The organism is uncultured Sphingomonas sp., assembly GCF_913777625.1.
Classification (GTDB): domain Bacteria; phylum Pseudomonadota; class Alphaproteobacteria; order Sphingomonadales; family Sphingomonadaceae; genus Sphingomonas.
In genome coordinates this window covers 103549-124321 of record NZ_CAJYTI010000040.1, presented here as the reverse complement: position 1 = coordinate 124321, position 20773 = coordinate 103549, and the positions used below count along the sequence as shown (strand labels likewise).

At 67.1% G+C, this 20773-nt stretch carries 15 protein-coding genes; 5 read left to right on the top strand and 10 right to left on the bottom strand.

Going from position 1 to position 20773, the window contains the following annotated elements; translation table 11 throughout:
- The first annotated feature begins 3 nt into the window (after positions 1-3).
- The 3 genes from metF to metH all read left to right on the top strand — a co-directional run bounded on the left by metF (position 4) and on the right by metH (position 4845).
- Complete coding sequence (metF, locus tag QZ814_RS18510; protein WP_294335187.1) at positions 4-903, top strand: methylenetetrahydrofolate reductase; 900 nt, start codon at positions 4-6, stop codon at positions 901-903.
- A gap of 135 nt (positions 904-1038) precedes the next feature.
- Positions 1039-2085, top strand: a complete 1047-nt coding sequence (locus QZ814_RS18505; protein ID WP_294335032.1) for a homocysteine S-methyltransferase family protein — start codon at positions 1039-1041, stop codon at positions 2083-2085.
- Positions 2086-2244: 159 nt separating this feature from the next.
- Positions 2245-4845 (top strand): methionine synthase, encoded by a 2601-nt coding sequence (metH, locus tag QZ814_RS18500; RefSeq protein WP_294335031.1) that lies wholly within the window; start codon positions 2245-2247, stop codon positions 4843-4845.
- A gap of 146 nt (positions 4846-4991) precedes the next feature.
- On the opposite strand, the gene QZ814_RS18495 is transcribed toward metH, so the two are convergent.
- From QZ814_RS18495 to mdh, 9 genes are all read right to left on the bottom strand, one after another.
- Positions 4992-7034 carry a TonB-dependent receptor gene (locus tag QZ814_RS18495; RefSeq protein ID WP_294335030.1) on the bottom strand — a complete coding sequence of 681 codons (2043 nt, stop codon included), beginning with the start codon at positions 7032-7034 and terminating at the stop codon, positions 4992-4994.
- A gap of 142 nt (positions 7035-7176) precedes the next feature.
- Complete coding sequence (locus QZ814_RS18490; RefSeq protein ID WP_294335029.1) at positions 7177-8361, bottom strand: NAD(P)/FAD-dependent oxidoreductase; 1185 nt, start codon at positions 8359-8361, stop codon at positions 7177-7179.
- A gap of 92 nt (positions 8362-8453) precedes the next feature.
- Positions 8454-9848: a dihydrolipoyl dehydrogenase gene (gene lpdA, locus QZ814_RS18485; RefSeq protein WP_294335027.1), complete on the bottom strand. Its 1395-nt coding sequence runs from the start codon at positions 9846-9848 to the stop codon at positions 8454-8456.
- Positions 9849-9953: 105 nt separating this feature from the next.
- Positions 9954-10229 (bottom strand): GIY-YIG nuclease family protein, encoded by a 276-nt coding sequence (locus QZ814_RS18480; RefSeq protein ID WP_294335026.1) that lies wholly within the window; start codon positions 10227-10229, stop codon positions 9954-9956.
- A gap of 120 nt (positions 10230-10349) precedes the next feature.
- The gene (odhB, locus tag QZ814_RS18475) at positions 10350-11567 is read right to left on the bottom strand and encodes a 2-oxoglutarate dehydrogenase complex dihydrolipoyllysine-residue succinyltransferase (protein WP_294335025.1); all 1218 of its coding nucleotides are present in this window, start codon (positions 11565-11567) and stop codon (positions 10350-10352) included.
- Positions 11568-11569: 2 nt separating this feature from the next.
- On the bottom strand, positions 11570-14500 hold the full coding sequence (locus tag QZ814_RS18470) for a 2-oxoglutarate dehydrogenase E1 component (RefSeq protein WP_294335185.1): 2931 nt from the start codon (positions 14498-14500) through the stop codon (positions 11570-11572).
- A 64-nt stretch (positions 14501-14564) separates the two neighbouring features.
- A complete protein-coding gene (gene sucD / locus QZ814_RS18465) occupies positions 14565-15449 on the bottom strand; it encodes a succinate--CoA ligase subunit alpha (RefSeq protein WP_264606707.1) in 885 nt (294 codons plus the stop codon).
- Positions 15450-16046 carry a hypothetical protein gene (locus QZ814_RS18460; RefSeq protein ID WP_294335023.1) on the bottom strand — a complete coding sequence of 199 codons (597 nt, stop codon included), beginning with the start codon at positions 16044-16046 and terminating at the stop codon, positions 15450-15452. It abuts the gene before it with no gap.
- Positions 16016-16978, bottom strand: coding sequence for a malate dehydrogenase (mdh, locus tag QZ814_RS18455; protein WP_264606705.1), 963 nt, complete (start codon positions 16976-16978; stop codon positions 16016-16018). Before mdh ends, QZ814_RS18460 begins: the two co-directional genes overlap by 31 nt.
- 265 nt (positions 16979-17243) lie before the next feature.
- Between mdh and QZ814_RS18450 the strand changes: the two genes are divergently transcribed.
- Both QZ814_RS18450 and QZ814_RS18445 read left to right on the top strand, forming a co-directional pair.
- Positions 17244-17597, top strand: a complete 354-nt coding sequence (locus QZ814_RS18450) for a hypothetical protein (protein ID WP_294335020.1) — start codon at positions 17244-17246, stop codon at positions 17595-17597.
- Positions 17597-18736 carry a glutathionylspermidine synthase family protein gene (locus QZ814_RS18445; RefSeq protein ID WP_294335019.1) on the top strand — a complete coding sequence of 380 codons (1140 nt, stop codon included), beginning with the start codon at positions 17597-17599 and terminating at the stop codon, positions 18734-18736. The genes QZ814_RS18450 and QZ814_RS18445 overlap by 1 nt, the downstream gene beginning before the upstream one ends.
- A gap of 170 nt (positions 18737-18906) precedes the next feature.
- On the opposite strand, the gene QZ814_RS18440 is transcribed toward QZ814_RS18445, so the two are convergent.
- Positions 18907-20694 (bottom strand): glycoside hydrolase family 2 TIM barrel-domain containing protein, encoded by a 1788-nt coding sequence (locus QZ814_RS18440; RefSeq protein WP_294335017.1) that lies wholly within the window; start codon positions 20692-20694, stop codon positions 18907-18909.
- Positions 20695-20773 lie beyond the last annotated feature (79 nt).

The window sequence follows — 20773 nt, the reverse complement described above, 5'->3', positions numbered from 1 at the left end:
CCCATGGCACCGCCCCTGTTCGCCGACGTGGCGGGCGATGTGGCGGTAAGCTTCGAGTTTTTCCCGCCCAAGACCGAGAAGATGGAAGAGACGCTTTGGGCCTCGATCGAGACGCTGTCGCCGCTCGGGCCGCGTTTCGTCAGCGTCACCTACGGCGCCGGCGGCACCACCCGCGAGCGCACCCATGCGACCGTCTCGCGGATCGCGCGCGAAACCCCGCTGGCGGCCGCCGCGCACCTCACCTGCGTCGAGGCGACGCGCGAGGAGATCGACCAGATCGCCGAGGAATATTGGGCGGCGGGCGTGCGGCATATCGTGGCGCTGCGCGGCGATCCGCCCCGCGCCGGCGAGAAGTATCGCACCCATCCCGGCGGCTATGAGAATGCGGCGGACCTGGTCGCGGGCCTGCGCCGGCTGCACCCTTTCGAGATTTCGGTGAGCGCCTATCCCGAATGCCACCCGGATTCGCCGAGCCCCGAGGCCGATCTCGATAACCTGAAGCGCAAGATCGATGCCGGCGCCAACCGCGCGATCACCCAGTTCTTCTTCGAGGCCGAGACCTTCCTGCGCTTCCGCGATCGCGCGGCGGCAGCGGGGATCGATGCCGAGATCGTGCCGGGCATCATGCCGGTGATGAACTATGCCAGCGTGGTGAAGATGTCCGCCATGTGCGGCACCGACGTGCCGGCCTGGATGGAGAAGCTGTTCGAGGGGCTCGACGAGCATCCCGGCGCACGGCAGCTGGTCGCGGCGACGCTGGCGGCCGAGCTCTGCCGCAAGCTCTATGCGGGCGGGGTGCGGCAGTTCCACTTCTACACGCTCAACCGCGCCGAGCTGAGCTACGCGATCTGCCATCTGCTGGGCCTGCGCCCGCGGCAGCAGGCGGCCGTGGCGGCGGCCTGATCTTCTTAACCCCCTCCCGCGAGCGGGAGGGGGCAGGGGGTGGGCCCACGCTCACCGCCTGATGCATCGCTCGTGGATGGCGGGGGCCCACCCCCCAACCCCCTCCCGCACGCGGGAGGGGGAGAGGAATTTGACATGACTGCACGCGAGAAACTGCTGGCCGAAGCCGCCAAGCGCATCCTGATCACCGACGGCGCCTTCGGCACCGAGATCCAGAACTGGAAGCTCGACGAGGCCGCCTATGCCGGCACCCTCGGCCTTGCCCATGACCAGAAGGGCAACAACGACATCCTCGCGCTGACCAAGCCCGAGGTGCCCGGCTCGATCCACCGCGCCTATTTCGAGGCCGGCGCCGACATCGCCGAGACCAACACCTTCTCCGCCAACCGGATCAGCCAGGCCGATTACGGCGCCGAGCATCTGGTCCGCGAGATCAATATCGAGAGCGCCAAGCTCGCGCGGCAGATCGCCGACGAGTTCGAGGCCAAGGACGGCCGCCCGCGCTTCGTCGCCGGTGCCCTCGGCCCGACCAACAAGACGCTGTCGCTGAGCCCGGACGTCAACGATCCCGGCTATCGCGAGATCGACTTCGACTACCTCAAGGACGTGTACCGCGAGCAGATCGACGCGCTGGTCGAAGGCGGCATCGATTTCGTGCTGATCGAGACGGTGTTCGACACGCTCAACGCCAAGGCCGGCATCATGGCGGCGATCGAGGCGGGCGAGGCGCTGGGTCGCGACCTGCCGATCATGCTGTCGATGACGCTGACCGATCTCTCGGGCCGCAACCTTTCCGGCCACACGGTCGAGGCGTTCTGGGCCGCGGTGCGCCATGCGCGGCCGGTGACGATCGGGCTCAACTGCTCGTTCGGCGCCGAGCAGCTGCGCCCGCACGTCAAGACGCTGTCGGCGCTCTGCGACACGCTGATCATGGTCTATCCGAATGCGGGTCTGCCCAACGAACTCGGCGCCTATGACGAGATGCCGGCGACCACCGCGGGCCTGGTCAAGGAATGGGCCGATGCGGGGCAGGTGAATATCCTCGGCGGCTGCTGCGGCTCGACGCCGGCGCATATCGGCGCGATCGCCAAGGCGGTGCAGGGGCTGGCCCCGCGCGCCATCCCGACGCCGGAAGTGCGGACCCGGCTCGCCGGCCTCGAACCGTTCACCATGGCGGCGTGACCGTCTAAATCCTCCCCCGAACGGGGAGGGGGACCGCGCGGCACAGCCGCGTGGTGGAGGGGGCTCTCCGCGAGCGAGCCCCTTGCGGTAACCCCCCTCCACCATGCTTCGCATGGTCCCCCTCCCCGTGCCGGGGAGGATCGAAGAAGAACCCAGATCATGACCACGCCTTCCTCCACCAACTTCGTCAATGTCGGCGAGCGCACCAACGTCACCGGATCGGCCCGCTTCAAGAAGCTGGTGATGGCCGGCGACTACACCGCCGCGGTCGAGGTCGCGCGCCAGCAGGTCGAGAACGGCGCGCAGGTGATCGATGTCAACATGGACGAGGGCCTGCTCGACGCCGTCGAGGCGATGACCACCTTCCTCAAGCTGATCGCCGCCGAGCCGGACATCGCCCGCGTGCCGGTGATGATCGACAGCTCCAAGTGGGACGTGATCGAGGCGGGCCTGAAGTGCGTCTCCGGCAAGCCGATCGTCAACTCGATCAGCATGAAGGAAGGCGAGGAAGCGTTCCTCGCGCACGCCCGCAAGTGCATGGCGTACGGTGCGGCCGTGGTCGTCATGGCGTTCGACGAGGTGGGGCAGGCGGATACGCAAGCGCGCAAGGTCGAGATCTGCGAGCGCGCCTACAAGCTGCTCACCGGCATCGGCTTCCCGCCCGAGGACATCATCTTCGATCCCAACGTGTTCGCGGTGGCGACGGGCATCGAGGAGCACAACAACTACGGCGTCGACTTCATCGAGGCGTGCCGCGAGATCAAGAAGCGCTGCCCGCACGTCCATATCTCGGGCGGCCTGTCGAACCTGTCGTTCAGCTTCCGCGGCAACGAGCCGGTGCGCCGGGCGATGCACAGCGTGTTCCTCTACCACGCGATCCCCGCGGGCATGGACATGGCGATCGTCAACGCCGGCCAGCTCGACGTCTATGACGCGATCGACCCCGAGCTGCGCCAGGCCTGCGAGGACGTGGTGCTCAACCGCGATCCCGAGGCGGGCGACCGGCTGGTCGCGCTCGCCGAAAAGTATCGCGGCACCGATGCGGTGGCTGAGAAGCAGGCGGCCGAATGGCGCAGCTGGCCGGTCGCCAAGCGGCTAGAGCATGCGCTGGTCAAGGGCATCGACGCGCATGTCGTCGAGGATACCGAGGAATGCCGCCAGATCTTCGCGCGCCCGATCGAGGTGATCGAAGGCCCGCTGATGGACGGCATGAACGTCGTCGGCGACCTGTTCGGTTCGGGCAAGATGTTCCTGCCGCAGGTGGTGAAGTCCGCCCGCGTGATGAAGAAGGCCGTGGCGCACCTGCTCCCCTATATCGAGGCGGAGAAGGAAGAGGGTGCCAAGGGCAAGGGCAAGATCGTGCTCGCCACGGTGAAGGGCGACGTGCACGATATCGGCAAGAACATCGTCGGCGTCGTGCTCCAGTGCAACGGCTTCGACGTTGTCGATCTCGGCGTGATGGTGCCCTGGTCGACCATCCTCCAGGCGGCGGTCGACAACGATGCCGACATGATCGGCCTGTCCGGCCTGATCACGCCGAGCCTCGACGAGATGGTGACCGTCGCCGAGGAGATGCAGCGCGCGAACATGACGATGCCGCTGCTGATCGGCGGGGCGACCACCAGCCGCGTCCACACTGCGCTGCGCATCGACCCGGCCTATACCGGCCCGGTGGTCCATGTGCTCGACGCCAGCCGCGCGGTGGGCGTGGCGACCGCGCTGGTCTCCGACACGCAGCGCGATCCGTACGTGACCAAGGTGGCGGACGAGTATGAGCATGTCCGCGTCACCCGCGCCGGCAAGGGGCAGAGCGAGCTGCTGCCGCTGGAAGATGCCCGCGCCAACGCGTTCGAGGCGGACATGAGCCTCAAGCCGGGCAAGCCGCGCATGCCGGGCGTCCACACGTTCGACGACTGGGACCTGAAGGACCTGCGCGACTATATCGACTGGACGCCCTTCTTCCGCGCCTGGGAGCTGGCCGGCAATTATCCGGCGATCCTCACCGACGAGGTGGTCGGCGAAAGCGCCACCTCGCTGTTCGCCGATGCGCAGAAGATGCTCGACAAGATCATCGCCGAGCGCTGGCTCACCGCGCGCGGCGTCGCCGGGCTGTGGCCGTGCCGCCGCGAGGGCGACGACGTGATCGTGCATCTCGACAACGAGGAGCATGTCCGCCTGCCGTTCCTCCGCCAGCAGATCGCCAAGCGCGAGGGTCGCGCGAACATGTGCCTGGCCGACTTCATCGATCATGACGGCGACTGGATCGGCGGCTTCGCAGTCTCGATCCATGGCATCGAGCCGCACCTCGCCCGCTTCAAGGCGGCGATCGACGATTATTCGGACATCCTCCTGAAGGCGCTGGCGGACCGTCTCGCCGAGGCCTTTGCGGAACGCCTCCACAAGTTCGTCCGCACCGCGCTCTGGGGCTATGCCGAAGGCGAGCAGCTCGACAATGACGCGCTGGTCCGCGAGCAGTATCGCGGCATCCGCCCGGCGCCGGGCTATCCGGCCTGCCCCGAGCACAGCCTCAAGCCGATCCTGTTCGACCTGCTCGATGCGCACAAGCGCACCGGCATCAGCCTCACCGAAAGCTTCGCGATGCTGCCCACGGCGGCGGTGTCGGGCTTCTATTTCGGCCATCCGCAGGCCGAATATTTCGGCGTGGCGCGCGTCGGGCCGGACCAGCTCAAGGACTATGCCGCCCGTCGCGGGATCAGCGAGGAGCTGGCGACCCGGTACCTGCGGCCGAATCTGGACTGAGGATCAGCGACTTGGCGGCCCGCTAACCACCAGCGTCGTGCCAGCGCAAGCTGGCATCTCCTGGGAGGGGGCTGCTCCCTTCGTGCCGAGCCCCTGCGAGACCCCAGCTTCCGCTGGGGGGACGGCCGCGGAGAGGCGAGCAGCCGCTACAACGTCCGGCGGATCTGCAGGTAGAGATACTGCCCCCGCCGCTGGGTACGGCGCTCATGGTACAGCAGCGGCGAGGCGTTGCGCTCGCCGGTGTAGAGGTCGCGATTGTAGATCCGCGCGGCGTTGTTGATGTTGCCCAGGTCCAGCCGGATCGCCAGCTTCTTGCTCGGCTTCCAGATGCCATAGACCTCGACCGTCGGCTCCACCTCGGTCGTGCGGAATTCGCTGATCCGATAGAGATTGGTGCTCGGCTGGCCGCAGCTGCCATAGATGCCGTAGGTGAAGCGGCCGCCGAACAGGTCCTGGCTAAAGCTGCCGCTGCACGCGAAGGGCTGTTCGTTGGCATAGCGCCGCCGCTCGCCGGTCAGCGGGTCGGTGACATGGCTGCGCACGACCGAGGCATTGCCGCGGAAGCGTGCGTCCTTGATGCCCAGCTTGTCGAACGGCAGCGTCAGCGTGCTGCCCAGCGTGTCGCGCGTGCCGTTGCCGATATTGCCGATCGCGTCATAGCCGCCGTCGAGCGGGATATAGTCGATCACATGGCGGGTCGCCTCGTGCTTGGCGCTCAGTTCCAGCGCGCCCTTCCCCCAGAAGCGGTGCTCGTACACCGCCTCCATGGTCAGCGTCTGCTCGGGCACCAGATCGCCGTTGCCGGCGCGCACCGTGCCCAGGTTGATCTCCGTCGCGGCGACGAAGTCGTTGAAGTCGAGCTGGCTGACGCTCTGCTCGACGCGCAGCCGCACCTGGTCGCGCTTGTTGGGGCGCAGCGTCAGCTGCAGCCGCGGCTTGGGATAGAAGAAGGAGCGCGCCCGGTTGGTATCGGCATTGGCGGCGATGCGCGAAACTTCGGTGCGCATCCCTGCCTCGATCGTGAGGCGGGACGAAGGCTGCCAGCGCGCCAGCCCGAACAGTTCGCCCCGCACCTCGCTGACGAACACCTTCTGGTCCGGCAGCGGCACCGGCACGCCCTGCTCGGCATAGGCGGTGCGATTGTCGAGGAAGTTGTAGGCAACCTCGCCGCCGCCCTCCAGTGACAGCGTCTTGTCCGGCTTGTAGCGCAGGATGGGACGGAAGATCGATTCACCGCTGCGCGATTGCTGGCTGAAGGTGGACTGAAAGCCGCCGACAGTAGTGGTGGTATCATAGCCGGTATGGCCCAGCCGCTGGAGCGCGATCAGCTCCACCTCCGTTTTTCCGCCCAGCGACTTCGCCCAGTTTGCGCCCAGCTCGCCCTTCCATTGGTGGGTCAGGTCGGACGCGCGGCCGCTGCTGCCGGTGCCTTGCAGCAGCGTGACGGTCTGGCTGGTCGGATAGTCGAAATAGTCGAGCCGCCCGTTGACCGTCAGCAGCCCGCCGCCCGTCGCGCGCTGCAGCGAGGCGCGCAGCGTCGCGGTGCGATCGCGGTCCCACAGGTCGAGCTGGTGGCGCTGGAGCTGGTTGCCGGACGCATCGGTGCGGGTGCGGATGCCGTGCGCGGTGCTGCTGGTGCGGTCGCTCAGCACCTCCAGCGACACTTCGTCGCGGCGGTCGCCGTCGCGGTGGGTCAGCTGCAGCGTCACGTCCGGGCCGACATAGCCGTCGCGGTAGATATAGCTTTGGAAGTTGACCAGCTTCTCGGTGGAGGCGGTGCGCTTCAGCACGACATTGGCGATGACCGCCCGGCCTTGCATGTCGATCCCTGGCGCGCCGCCGCGGATCAGCTCGATGCGGGCGACGCTCGCCGCGCTGATTCGGCGCAGGATCTCGCCCAGGCCGTCGGTCTTGGAGGCGGGGGGCTTGCCGTCGATCAGGACGTTGCCGGTGTTCCCCGCAAGCCCGCGTGCGTCACCATTGCCGGTATCCAGCGTGAAGCCGGGCAGCCGCTGCACCATGTCCAGCGCGGTCGGCAGCGCGGTGTTCGCGAAGAATTCCGGGCCATAGACCAGCACGCCGGCGCCTGGCGCAGCGGACGTGCCGCCCGCCGCGTCGCTTTGCTGTTGTGCCTCGGCTGTAAGGGGGCAGACCAACGCGGCAGCTGCCACTACGCACCGAACGTTCATTCCGAGCCGAAATGCCCCCGCGAAGCCGCACAATAGCGACTGTGAGCCCAGACTGTGATCGCACCTGCGCAATTTGTGCAAACGAAAAGCAACAAAGCGGCATTTTGCACGACAGATCGTGCCCTTTTCGCAACAGATTCAGTTAGATTGACTGTGCTGCTGCCCACCCGCTGGCCCAGGCCCACTGGAAATTATAGCCACCCAGCCAGCCGGTCACGTCGACCGACTCACCGATCGCATACAGACCCGGCACGCGGCGCGACTCCATCGTTTGCGACGACAGCTCGGCGGTGCTGATTCCGCCGATCGTCACCTCGGCCTTGGCGAAGCCTTCGGTGCCGTTCGGCAGGAAGCGCCAGCCGGCGAGCTGCGCCTCCGCTTGTTCGAGCAGCGCGTCGCGGCAGTTGCCGAGTTCGGCAGGCAGCGCAATGCGCTCGGCAAGCGTGGTGGCGAGGCGCTCGGGCAGATGGCGGTTCAGCAGGCCGCGCAAGCCCAGGCGCGGCTCGGTGCGCTTGGCGTCGCGCAGCCAGCCTTTTGGGCGATCAGGCAAGAAGTCGATCGCGATGCTCTCCCCGTGCCGCCAATAGGAGGAGACCTGCAGGATCGCCGGGCCGGAAAGTCCGCGGTGCGTGAACAGCGCCGCCTCGCGGAAGGCCGTCTTGCCGGCGCGGGCTGCGACCGGCGTGGAAACACCGGAAAGCTCGCGAAATAGCGCCTGGTCGGGCCCGAGGGTGAGGGGGACCAGCGCCGGGCGCGGTTCGACCAGCTTCAGGCCGAAACGCCGGGCAAGCTCATAGGCAAAGCCGGTCGCGCCGAGCTTGGGGATCGCCGGGCCGCCGGTGGCGATGACCAAGGCAGGGGCCTCGGCGACGCCCTTGCTGGTGGTCACCCGGAAGCGGCCATCGGCATGGTCGACGGCGGTGATCGTGGCGCCGAGCTGGAGCCTCACGCTGCCCATCGCGCATTCGCCGAGCAGCATCTCGACGATCTGGCGGGCCGAACCGTCGCAGAATAGCTGGCCCAGCGTCTTCTCGTGCCAGGCGATGCCGTGGCGCTCGACCAGCGCGAGAAAATCCTGTGCGGTATAGCGGCCGAGCGCCGACTTGGCGAAATGCGGGTTGGCGGAAAGGTAGCGATCGGGCGCGGTGCCGAGATTGGTGAAGTTGCACCGGCCGCCGCCCGAGATCAGGATCTTCTTCCCCGGTGCCTCGGCATGGTCGAGCAGCAGAACCTTGCGGCCGCGCTGGCCCGCCATCGCGGCGCAGAACATCCCCGCCGCGCCGGCGCCGAGGAGGATCGCGTCATGGGTGCCAAGGGATGCTTGCATGGAAGCGCCGTTAGCGCGGTTCTCGGGTCCCGAACAGCAAAACGCCGCCGGGGATGCCGGCGGCGCTTGCGTTGGTCCGAGCGTGCGTCGGATCAGATGTGGATCGGCTTGCCGAGCACGCCCATCGCCGCTTCCTTGATCGCTTCGCTATGCGTCGGGTGGGCGTGGCAGGTATAGGCGATGTCTTCCGACGTCGCGCCGAATTCCATCGCTTGGGCGACCTGGGCGATCATCGTGCCGGCCGGCGCGGTGATGATCCAGGCGCCGAGCACGCGATCGGTCTTGGCGTCGGCGATCACCTTCACCCAGCCGGTGGTGTCGTCGATCGCCTTGGCGCGGCTGTTGCCCGCCATCGGGAACTTGCCGACCTTCACCTCGCCCTTTTCGCGCGCCTGCTCCTCGGTGAGGCCGACGCCGGCGATTTCGGGATGGGTGTAGACGACGCTCGGGATCACCGCGTGGTTCACGATGCCGGTCAGGCCGGCGATGTTCTCGGCGACCGCGATGCCTTCGTCCTCGGCCTTGTGCGCGAGCATCGGGCCGGGGATCACGTCGCCGATCGCCCACACGCCGTCGACGGCGGTGCGGAAGCTGTGGTCGGTCTCGATCTGGCCGCGCTGGTTGGTGGCGAGGCCGATCTTGTCGAGGCCGAGGCCTTCCGTGTTCGGGCGACGGCCGATCGCGACGAGCACGACATCGGCTTCGAGCGTCTCAGGCGTGCCGCCGGCGGCGGGCTCGACGGTGACGGTCGCCTTGTCGCCGCTCACCGCAACGCCGGTCACCTTGGTGGAGAGCTTGATCTCCATGCCCTGCTTCTTGAAGATCTTGGCGGCTTCCTTGCGGACTTCACCGTCCATGCCCGGCAGCAGCTGGTCGAGATACTCGACCACGGTCACCTTGGCGCCGAGGCGCTGCCAGACCGAGCCGAGCTCGAGCCCGATCACGCCGCCGCCGATCACGACCATGTTCGCCGGCACCTTCTCCAGAGCGATCGCGCCGGTGGAGTCGACGACGACCTTCTGGTCGACCGTCACGCCCGGCAGCGGGGTGACCGACGAGCCGGTGGCGATCACGATGTTCTTGGCGGTGACGGTGCGTTCGCCCACCTGCACGGTGTGCGCGTCGATGAAGGTGCCGAGGCCCTTCACCCACTCGACCTTGTTCTTCTTGAAGAGGAATTCGATGCCGCCGGTCAGGCCCTTCACGGCCTTGTCCTTGTCGGCCATCATCGTCGGCAGGTCGAGCTCGACCGAGCCGAGCTTGACGCCGTGCTTGGCCAGCGCGCCCGAAGCGGCTTCGTAGAACAGCTCGGAGGCGTTGAGGAGCGCCTTGGAGGGGATGCAGCCGACGTTGAGGCAGGTGCCGCCCAGCGTCTCACGGGCTTCGACGCAGCCGGTCTTGAGGCCCAGCTGCGCCGCGCGGATCGCCGCGACATAGCCGCCGGGGCCGGAACCGATGATCAGGACGTCGAAATCATATTCAGCCATTTTCCGCTCCATGCGTGCGCCGCGTCAGGCGCCTTGCCGTGCTCCTGCGAACGCAGGAGCCCAGGGTTGCGAGGGACGTTCTTCGATCCGGCGCCATCGCGCGGCTCAGCCGAAGAGCGTCCCGTACAAATCCTTCCACTGCGGGTTGTCGCGTTCGATCAGCTCGATCTTCCACGCCCGCTTCCATTTCTTCATCTGGCGTTCGCGAAGCCGCGCCCCGTCCAGATCCTCATGTGCCTCGTACCAGACGAGGCGCGTGCAGCCTTTGTCCTTGGTGAAGCCTTCGATCATTCCGCTGCGATGCTGATACGCCCGGCCGGGCAAGTCGCTGGTCGATCCGACATAGATCGTGCCGTTGCGCTTGTTCGCCATGATGTACACGCAGCCGGATTTCGTCGGGCTTCTCCTCGGTTCCGTGCTCCTGCGGAAGCAGGAGCCCAGGGCCACACGCGATGTACTTTCCTACCCTGGGCCCCCGCTTTCGCGGGGGCACAAGGAAAATCAGAGGTCGATCAGCAGACGGGTCGGATCCTCGATCGCGTTCTTGATCGCGACGAGGAAGGTCACCGCCTCGCGGCCGTCGATCAGACGGTGATCGTAGCTGAGCGCCAGATACATCATCGGGCGGACGACGACTTGGCCGTTACGGACGACCGGGCGGTCCTCGATGCGGTGCAGGCCGAGCACGGCCGACTGCGGCGGGTTGATGATCGGGGTCGACATCAGCGAGCCGAACACGCCGCCGTTGGAGATGGTGAAGGTACCGCCCTTCATCTCGTCCATCTTGAGCGTGCCGTCCTTGGCGCGCTTGCCGAAATCGCCGATCGTGCGCTCGATGCCGGCGACCGACAGGTCCTGCGCATCGCGGATCACCGGCACGACCAGACCCTGCGGGGCCGAGACCGCGACCGAGATGTCGCAATAATCGTGATAGACGATCTCGTCGCCTTCGATCGAGCCGTTGACGCCGGGGAGGTCCTTCAGCGCCATGCACGCGGCCTTCACGAAGAAGCCCATGAAGCCGAGGCGGACGCCGTGCTTCTTCTCGAACAGGTCCTTGTACTTGGCGCGCGCCTCGATCACCGCGGTCATGTCCACGTCGTTGAACGTGGTGAGCATGGCGGCGGTGTTCTGCGCTTCCTTGAGGCGCTTGGCGACGGTCTGGCGCAGGCGGGTCATCCGCACGCGCTCTTCCTTGCGACCGCCGGTCGAAGCGGGAGCAGCGGCCGGCGCCGGAGCGGCAGCCGGCGCCGGCGCGGCGGGCTTGCTGCTGGCGGCGGCGATCACGTCGTCCTTGGTCAGGCGGCCGTCCTTGCCGGTGCCCTGCACCGTCGAGGGATCGACACCCGTTTCGAGCACCGCACGGCGCACCGACGGCGAGAGCGCAGCGGCATCGGCCGCAGGCGCCGGGGCAGCAGCGGGTGCCGGAGCAGCGGCCGGAGCCGCAGCGGCGGGGGCAGCAGCCGGCGCGGTGGCCGCACCCTCACCCGCGATGATCGCGATCACCGCACCCACTTCGACGGTATCGCCGACCTTGACGATCTGCTCGCCCATCACGCCGGCGACCGGCGAGGGGACTTCGACCGAGACCTTATCGGTCTCGAGGCTGGCGATCGGCTCGTCGACGCGGACGGGATCGCCCGGATTCTTCAGCCATTCACCGACGGTGGCTTCGGTGATCGATTCGCCCAGTACAGGGACTTTGACTTCGGTGGCCATTCTCAACCTTTCCGGGTGCGGCGGATTTCTTCGCGGACATTATGGCCGAGCGCGTCGGCAACGAGCGCGCCCTGCTCTGCGGTGTGGCGCTTCATCAGGCCGGTGGCGGGCGATGCCGCCGCCGAGCGACCGGCATAGCGCGGACGCTGCGGCTTGACGCCGGCATCGATCAGGCACTGCTCGATCAGCGGCTCGACGAAGAACCAATAGCCGTTGTTCTTCGGCTCTTCCTGCGCCCACACCACCTCTTCGAGGTTGGTCATGCGCTTCAGCCGCGCGGTCAGCGGCTCGCCCGGGAACGGGTAGAGCTGCTCGATCCGGACGATCGCGGTATTCTGGTCGCCGGCCGCGTCGCGCGCTTCCAGCAGGTCATAGGCGACCTTGCCGGTGCAGAGCACGAGGCGCTTCACCTCGGTATCCGCCGGCGCCTTGGGGTCCGACAGGATCCGCTTGAAGTGGCTGTCGCCCAGGAACTCCTCGGCGCTGGAAACCGCCAGCTTGTGGCGGAGCAGCGACTTGGGCGTGAACTGGATCAGTGGCTTGCGGAAGTTGCGGTGCATCTGCCGGCGGAGCAGGTGGAAATAGTTCGCCGGCGTGGTGATGTTCACCACCTGCATGTTGTCCTGTGCGCAGAGCTGGAGGAAGCGCTCCGGACGCGCCGAGCTGTGCTCGGGGCCCTGGCCTTCATAGCCGTGCGGCAGCAGCATCACCAGGCCGTTGGCGCGGAGCCACTTGGACTCGCCCGACGCGATGAACTGGTCGATCATGATCTGCGCGCCGTTCACGAAGTCGCCGAACTGCGCTTCCCACATCACCAGCGCCTTCGGATCCGCCAGCGCATAGCCGTACTCGAAGCCGAGCACGCCATATTCGCTGAGCGGCGAGTCGAGCACCTCGAAGCTGCCATGCGGCACCGTGGTGAGCGGCACGTACTTGGCCTCGGTCTTCTGGTCGACCCAGACGGCGTGGCGCTGCGAGAAGGTGCCGCGGCCCGAATCCTGGCCGGACAGGCGGACGGTATAGCCTTCCGAGAGCAGCGAGCCGAACGCCAGCGCCTCGCCGGTCGCCCAGTCGAAATTGGTGCCCGACTTGAACATCTCGCGCTTGGCATCGAGCACGCGACCGAGCGTCTTGTGGATCTCGTGCCCCTCGGGAACCGTGGTCAGCGTTCGGCCGAGGCTGTCGAACAGCTTCTTCTCGATGCCGGTCTCGACATTGCGGCGCGAGGCCTCGCCGTCCGACGGCGCGCCCAGGCCCGACCAGCGGCCGGCGAACCAGTCCGCCTTGTTCGGCAGATAGGTCTTGCCCGCCTCGAATTCGCCTTCGAGCAGCGTGGTGAACTGGTTGGTCTTCTCGTCGATGAAGCGCTGGTCGACCACGCCCTCGGCGATCAGCTTCTGGCCATAGATGCTGCTCACACCGGGGTGCTGGCGGATCTTCTGGTACATCAGCGGCTGGGTGAAGCCGGGCTCGTCGCCTTCATTGTGGCCGAAGCGGCGATAGCACCACATGTCGATCACGATGTCGCGGTGGAATTCCTGGCGGAACTCGATCGCCACCTTGCAGGCGAAGGTCACGGCTTCGGGATCGTCGCCGTTGACGTGCAGGATCGGCGCTTGGACGCCCTTGGCGACGTCCGACGGATAGGGCGAGGAGCGCGCGAACTGCGGGCTCGTCGTGAAGCCGACCTGGTTGTTGATGACGAAGTGGATACAGCCGCCGGTATTGTAGCCGCGGATGCCGGAGAAGCCGAGCGTCTCCCAAACGATACCCTGGCCGGCAAAGGCCGCGTCACCGTGGATCAGCACCGGCAGCACCTGCTCGTGCTTTTCCAGGTCGCCGCGGATCGTCTGCAGCGCGCGTGCCTTGCCGAGCACGACCGGGTCGGCCGCCTCGAGGTGCGACGGGTTGGCGACCAGCGACATATGGACACTGATGCCGTCGAACTGGCGATCGGTGGAGGTGCCGAGGTGATACTTCACGTCACCCGAACCGGCGACGTCGTCCGGATTGGCCGAACCGCCGCCGAATTCGTGGAAGATCACCCGGAACGGCTTTTCCATGACGTTGGCGAGCATGTTCAGGCGGCCGCGATGGGCCATGCCGTACACGATCTCGCGGACGCCCTGCTGGCCGCCATATTTGATGATCGCTTCCATCGCCGGGATCATCGATTCGCCGCCGTCGAGGCCGAACCGCTTGGTGCCGACATATTTCTTGCCGAGGAATTTTTCCCACTGCTCGGCTTCGATGACCTTGGACAGGATCGCCTTCTTGCCGTCCGGCGTGAAGGTGATCGCCTTGTCCTTGCCTTCCATCCGGTCCTGGAGGAAGCGGCGCTCCTCGACGTCCGCGATGTGCATGTATTCGAGGCCGACATTGCCGCAGTAATTGGCTTGGAGGATCGCGACGATCTCGCGCACCGTGCCGTGCTGCAGGCCGAGCGCGCCGCCGAGATAGATCGGGCGGTCGAGATCGGCGCCCGAGAAGCCGTGATATTCCGGCGTCAGGTCGGCGGGCAGGTTCTGGCGGGCGAGGCCCAGCGGATCGAGATTGGCGGCGAGATGGCCACGCACCCGGTAGGTGCGGATCAGCATCATCGCGCGGATCGAATCTTCCGCGGCCTTGGTCACGTCCGCCGTCGAGGCGGCGGGGGCGGCCGGCTTGGCCGGCGCCCCGCCCTTGGCGGGCTTCGGCGCGGGCTCCATCTGGGTGGGATCGAGCCCGGCCGTCAGCGCGTCGGTTTCGCTCAGCGGCCAGTTGGCGCGCTGCCAGCTGGGGCCAGAGGCCGTGGATTCGAGACCCTCGAACCAGGCACGCCAGCTCGGTTCGACGGAGGCCGGATCGCTCTTGTAGCGCCGGTACAGGGTCTCGACGAAGCCGGGGCTCACGCCGCCGGCGATGTCGTCGAAGTCGAGGCCTTCATAGCCCATGATCATGCTTCCGTTCGTGTTAGCGCTCCCACTCCCACCTATATAGGAGCGCTACCGTTGCAGTTTAGCCCTTCAGCGCTTCCAGCAGCGTCTCGCCGAGCAGCGAGGGGCTGGGGGAGACGCGGATGCCGGCGGCTTCCATCGCCGCGATCTTGTCCTCGGCGCCGCCCTGGCCGCCCGAGACGATCGCACCGGCATGGCCCATGCGGCGGCCCGGAGGGGCGGTGCGGCCCGCGATGAAGCCGGCCATCGGCTTCTTGCGGCCACGCTTGGCCTCGTCGATCAGGAACTGGGCCGCTTCTTCTTCCGCCGAGCCGCCGATCTCACCGATCATGATGATCGACTGGGTGGCGTCGTCGGCGAGGAACAGCTCGAGCACGTCGATGAAGTTGGTGCCGTTGACCGGGTCACCGCCGATGCCGACGGCCGTGGTCTGGCCGAGGCCCGCATTGGTGGTCTGGAACACCGCCTCATAGGTGAGGGTGCCCGAGCGCGACACGACGCCCACCGAGCCCTTGGAGAAGATCGAGCCCGGCATGATGCCGATCTTGCACTCGCCCGGCGTCAGCACGCCCGGGCAGTTCGGGCCGATCAGGCGCGACTTGGAGCCCGAAAGCGCGCGCTTCACCTTCACCATGTCGAGCACCGGAATGCCTTCGGTGATCGCGACGATCAGCGGGATCTCGGCGTCGATCGCCTCGAGGATCGAATCGGCCGCGAAGGGGGGCGGCACGTAGATCACGCTGGCGTCGGCGCCGGTCTTGGACTTGGCTTCCGCCACCGTGTTGAACACGGGCAGGCCGATATGCGTGCTGCCGCCCTTGCCGGGGGTAACGCCGCCGACCATCTGCGTGCCATAGGCAAGCGCCTGCTCGGTGTGGAACGTGCCGGTGGCACCGGTCATCCCCTGGACGATGACCTTGGTGTTCTTGTCGACGAGGATGCTCATTCAGTTCGCCTTTTCCGGGTCGCTGGGAGGAGGGGTATAGGAACGAAGCGCAATCCAGCCGCCAAAGGTGGTCAGCGTGTACTGCGTCGTGCCGAACGAAGCGTTTACGAAGGTCGCGCGATCGGGCTTGGATTCGGGGCGCACATACAGCGGCACCCTTTCCTCATTCGGCAGCACGATCTTGCGGGCCGCGAGATAGTCGTCGCCGCTGGCGATCCACAGGACCATGCAGGACTCGGCGATCTGGCCGGTGGACGTGCCGGCCTTGGGTACGAACAGATAGGTGTTGCCGCCGGCGATGCGGTAGATGGTGTTCGGCACCGTCGCCGCAGCGGGGACGGGGGCCTTCAGCGCATCGGCGGCAGTGGCCGCGGCGCTCTCGCCGATGGCGCGCTGCGCGGGAAGCGGCAGCGTCGCATAGGTCGCGGGCTCGGCCATGCCGCGCGTAAGCCGCGCGGCACCGCCCATGCACACGGCACGGAACAGCTCCACCGGCTCCGTGGGGGCCGTGGCGACCGCTTCCTGTGCGGAAGCGACGCCCGGCACCGCCACGAGCGCGGGCAGGATCAGGCGAGCGAGGAGTCGATCGACTTGCATGCCGCGACCAGTTCCTTGACCGCGTCGACCGAGACGTCGAAATTCTGCTTCGCCGTGGCGTTCAGTTCGATCTCGACGATACGCTCGACGCCGTCCTTGCCGATCACGATCGGCACGCCGACGTACAGGTCGTCGACGCCATACTGGCCGGTGAGGTGCGCGGCGCAGGGCAGCAGGCGCTTCTTGTCCTTGAGGTAGCTCTCGGCCATCGCGATCGCGCTGGTGGCGGGCGCATAATAGGCCGAGCCGGTCTTGAGCAGCGCGACGATTTCGCCGCCGCCCGAACGGGTGCGCGCGACGATGGCGTCGATGCGCTCCTGGGTGGACCAGCCCATCTTGATCAGATCGGGCACCGGAATGCCGGCGACGGTCGAATATTCGATCACCGGGACCATGGTGTCGCCGTGCCCGCCGAGCACGAAGGCGGTGACGTCCTCGACCGAGACGTTGAATTCCTCGGCGAGGAAATGGCGGAAGCGTGCCGAATCGAGCACGCCGGCCATGCCGACGACCTTCTGGTGCGGCAGGCCCGAGAACTCGCGGAGCGCCCATACCATCGCGTCGAGCGGGTTGGTGATGCAGATCACGAACGCGTCCGGCGCGTGCGCGGCAATGCCTTCGCCCACGGCCTTCATCACGCCCAGGTTGGTCTTGAGAAGATCGTCGCGGCTCATGCCCGGCTTGCGAGCGATGCCGGCGGTGACGATGCAGACGTCGGCGCCGGCAATATCCTCGTAGCTGTTCGCGCCCTTGAGGGTGACGTCGAAGCCCTCGACCGGCGCGGACTGGGCGAGGTCGAGCGCCTTGCCCTGCGGCGTGCCCTCGGCAATGTCGAACAGGACGATGTCGCCCAGTTCCTTGATTGCGGCGAGGTGCGCGAGGGTGCCACCGATCATGCCGGAGCCGATCAGCGCGATCTTCTTGCGAGCCATGGAATCTCCTTGGTTGGGTCCAAGCAAAGCGGTCGCATCACGATGCGCCGCGAAAGCGGGGGCGGGATAGGCCTATAATAGCGTGGCTGCAACCCGTGTTTGGGTATAGGCGAAGGATTATCTTTGCAATTCGTTCGCAGGAGCAATAAGCCGCATTTTGTGCGGAAAGGCGTGGATTACGGTTTCGCGCGACAGCCCTAGCGGGGATCGGTAAAAAGAGCCTTTCTGCGGGGCGCCGGTACGCCTCGCAGCTTCCGGGGGTAGGATGCGCAAATCACCTGATTTCAGCCGGCTGCGGATCACCGCCGCTACGTCGATGGCGTTGCTCGCGGCGGGATGCGGCGGCAGCAATGTCGCCAATCAGCCGGTGCGCTATTGCACCGACGCGGCCGGGCGCCGCGTGGCCGACGCGAATTGCGGGAGCGGCTCCAGTCGCACCGGTGGTGGCGGCGGCCATTATTACTATGCCGGCCGAGGCGCGGCGGTGCCCGCACTCGGCGAGGCCGCGCGCGGCGGATCGTACCAGCCGGTGAGCGGTGTCCGCTATGGCGGGGCGGAGGCGGTGACGCGCGGCGGCTTCGGCCGGCTGGGCGGTGTCTTCGGCGGTCGGGGCAGCTGATGCGCCGCACGACGGTGGCGCTGCGTGCCGACTGGCAGGCGCGGGTCGAGTCGCTCGGGCTGGTATGGCACAGCCTCGACGGGCAACCCTATTGGGACGAGAGCGCCTGCTACAGCTTCACCGCGGCGGAGATCGCCGAGGTCGAGGCGGCGAGCGCCGAACTCTACCGACTTTATCTGGCGGCGGGCGAGCATGTGATCGCCGAAGGCCGGCTGGACGAGCTCGGCATCCCGCGTCCGGCCTGGGACGCGGTGGCGCAGGCCTGGGAGGAGGAGCCGCCCGCGCTCAACTTCGGCCGGTTCGATCTGGGCTTTTCGGGCGATGGCCCGCCCAAGCTGTTCGAGTTCAACTGCGACACGCCGACCAGCCTGCTGGAAGCTGCCGTCATCCAGTGGGACTGGAAGCAGGCGGTGTTCCCGATGCTCGACCAGTATAACGGCATCCACGAGGCGCTGGTCGCCCAGTGGCGGGCGATCGCCCCGCTGCTTGGCGGCGGGCCGCTCCATTTCGCGCACATGGCCGATCTGGCGGGCGAGGACAGCGTGACGGTCGCCTATCTGCGCGATACGGCGGAGGAAGCGGGCCTGTCGACGCTGGCGGTGGAGATGGCGGCGATCGGCTGGGCGCACGGCTCCCGCTGCTTCGTCGACGGCGTGAACCGGCCGATCGAGTCCGTCTTCCACCTCTATCCCTGGGAATGGCTGCTCGCCGAGAATTTCGCGCCGATGCTGGTCGAGAGCCTCGCCACCACGCGCTGGATCGAGCCGATCTGGAAGACCTTGTGGAGCAACAAGGCGATCCTGCCGATCCTGTGGGAGCTGTTTCCCGGCCATCCCAATCTGCTCGAGGCGGGCACCCGGCCGATCGGCGGCGAACAGGTCGCCAAGCCCTTGTTCGGGCGCGAGGGCGCGAACGTCTCGATCCGCTGGGGCGACAAGGTCGTGGCGGAGACCGACGGCGACTATGTCGAGCAGGGCTGGATCTACCAGCGCTTCCATGCGCTCCGCGACTTCGGCACGGGCTATCCGGTGATCGGGTCCTGGGTCGTGGACGGCGTGCCGGTCGGCATGGGCATTCGCGAGGACGGGCTGATCACGGGGAATAGCGCGCGGTTCGTGCCGCATGTGATCGAGGGGTAGTGCGCTTCGGGCGTCCCTCTCCAGACGTCATCCCCGCGAAGGCGGGGATCCATTGGTGGGAACGTCAAGGCGTTTGCGGATGCGTCCTGGCAAATGGATCCCCGCCTTCGCGGGGATGACAATGGTCTAGCTGTGCTGGAGCAGACCTCAGATCCGCTCCAGCGCCTGCATCACTTCTTCGCAGCCTCCGCCGCCTCGCGCTTGGCATAGTCCCCCGCGAGCACGTCGAAGGCGAGCTTGTGCTGGCCGGTCTCGGAGATCAGCCCCTTGCGGTTCCAGCCCTGCTGGTAGATCGGGTGCTGGCGCCGCGGCGAGCGGAAGTCCTTGAGGATCCAGGGGCTCATGCCCCGCAGGAAGGGCACCTTGGCGGCCATCGCCAGCGTCGCCCGGTAATAGTCTGCTTGATATTCCTCGCTATATTTGTGCGGGCTGGCGACCGGATCGTGATAGCCGGCGCGCGCGTCCGCCCCGAATTCGGAGAAGATCAGTGGCTTGTTTGCCGGGCCACGCCATTCCTGGCTGGCGAGATCCTCCAGGGCATCGTCGGTGTACCAGCCATTGTACGTGTTGATCGCCATGACATCGAGATCGTTCGCGAGCGGATCATCGATCTTCATGATCCCCTTGCCCTCGCGCCCGCTGAGCAGCGCGGCGGTGACCAGGCGGCTCGAATCGAGCGCGCGGACATCGCTGATCATCGTGCGCAGGAAGGCGTTGCGCGCATCGTTGGTCGGCGTCTCGTTGGCGATGCTCCACAGCACGATCGACGAACGGTTGCGGTCGCGGTGGATATTCTCGGCGAGGATGCGGCGGGCATCGGCCAGCGTGTCCGGGTTGTTCCAGTTGACCAGCCAGTAGAGCGGGATCTCGCTCCACACGAGCAGGCCCATCTCGTCGGCCATGCGGGTGGTCGACTCGCTGTGCGGATAGTGGGCGAGGCGCACGAAATTGCCGTGCAGGCCGTATTTGATCTCGCCGAGCAGCGCGCGGGCTGCCGCCGGCGTCATCGCACGGACCGGATCGGCGCCCAGTTCTTCCTCGTGCATCGAGATGCCGCGCAGGAAGATCGGCTTGCCGTTGAGCAGGATGTCGGTGCCCTTCACCGCGATGGTGCGGAAGCCCATGCGATCGGCGAAATGATCGGCACCCGCGTCGATCGCGATGTCGTAGAGCTTCGGATTCTCGGGCGACCAGCGGACCAGCGCGCGCGGCACCGGCAGCGTCGCCTCCCACTTGCCCTCGTCATCGGTCTTGCCGTCGAGCACGGCGCCGAGGCCCGGGATGCGGAACTTGACGGCCGTATTTGCCGCCTTGGGGCCCTCCAGCTTCACCGACACCGCGATGCGGGCGCCGTCCGGCGTCAGGCGGACAAAGGCGTCGTCGACATAGGTGTCGGGCACGGTGACGAGGGTGACGCTGCGGGTGATGCCGCCATAGGTCTCCCAGTCGGTCACCGGCGGCGGCACGTCGTTGGGCGTGCGCACCGAATCGACGCCGATCGTCACCTGGTTGCGGCCCGGCCGCAGCAGCTTGGTCACCTCGAAGGCGAAGGGCGTGTAGCCGCCGCGATGCTCGCCCAGCGGCTTGCCGTTGAGATAGACATAGGAGCGATACTCGGCCGCGCCGACGCGCAGGAACACGCGGTTGCCCGCCTTGGGCGCGGCGGCGGTGAAGTCGCGCTGGTACCACACCAGCCCCTGGTACAGCCGCATCTCGGGCGAATGGCCGATCCACGAGCCGGGCAGGCTGGTGACCGGCGATTGCTGCATGTCGAATTCGAAGAAGGTGCGCGGCTTGGCCGCCATCACCTCGGCCTGGATGACGTCTGCGGCGCGGTTGGTGCGCTGGTTGGGCGGCTCGCCATGGAAACCGGCCAGACCATCGCGGTACGGATCGATCGACCAATGCCAGGGCCCATCGAGGCTCTGCTGCTGGCGAAGGTCCGCCGCGACGAGCACGGGCTGGGCCCAAGCAGAGGATATTCCAAGACACGCAAGCCCCATGGCCGCGAGAATGCGCAACCGCCGCATCATCTTC

Excerpts from the sequence above, each read along its gene's own strand:
- odhB (WP_294335025.1), bottom strand. The coding sequence starts at position 11,567 with ATGGCCACCGAAGTCAAAGTCCCTGTACTGGGCGAATCGATCACCGAA.
- QZ814_RS18450 (WP_294335020.1), top strand. The coding sequence starts at position 17,244 with ATGCGCAAATCACCTGATTTCAGCCGGCTGCGGATCACCGCCGCTACG.
- metH (WP_294335031.1), top strand. The coding sequence starts at position 2,245 with ATGACCACGCCTTCCTCCACCAACTTCGTCAATGTCGGCGAGCGCACC.
- QZ814_RS18470 (WP_294335185.1), bottom strand. The coding sequence starts at position 14,500 with ATGGGCTATGAAGGCCTCGACTTCGACGACATCGCCGGCGGCGTGAGC.
- QZ814_RS18505 (WP_294335032.1), top strand. The coding sequence starts at position 1,039 with ATGACTGCACGCGAGAAACTGCTGGCCGAAGCCGCCAAGCGCATCCTG.
- QZ814_RS18460 (WP_294335023.1), bottom strand. The coding sequence starts at position 16,046 with ATGCAAGTCGATCGACTCCTCGCTCGCCTGATCCTGCCCGCGCTCGTG.
- QZ814_RS18495 (WP_294335030.1), bottom strand. The coding sequence starts at position 7,034 with ATGAACGTTCGGTGCGTAGTGGCAGCTGCCGCGTTGGTCTGCCCCCTT.
- QZ814_RS18445 (WP_294335019.1), top strand. The coding sequence starts at position 17,597 with ATGCGCCGCACGACGGTGGCGCTGCGTGCCGACTGGCAGGCGCGGGTC.
- sucD (WP_264606707.1), bottom strand. The coding sequence starts at position 15,449 with ATGAGCATCCTCGTCGACAAGAACACCAAGGTCATCGTCCAGGGGATG.
- lpdA (WP_294335027.1), bottom strand. The coding sequence starts at position 9,848 with ATGGCTGAATATGATTTCGACGTCCTGATCATCGGTTCCGGCCCCGGC.
- mdh (WP_264606705.1), bottom strand. The coding sequence starts at position 16,978 with ATGGCTCGCAAGAAGATCGCGCTGATCGGCTCCGGCATGATCGGTGGC.
- QZ814_RS18490 (WP_294335029.1), bottom strand. The coding sequence starts at position 8,361 with ATGCAAGCATCCCTTGGCACCCATGACGCGATCCTCCTCGGCGCCGGC.
- metF (WP_294335187.1), top strand. The coding sequence starts at position 4 with ATGGCACCGCCCCTGTTCGCCGACGTGGCGGGCGATGTGGCGGTAAGC.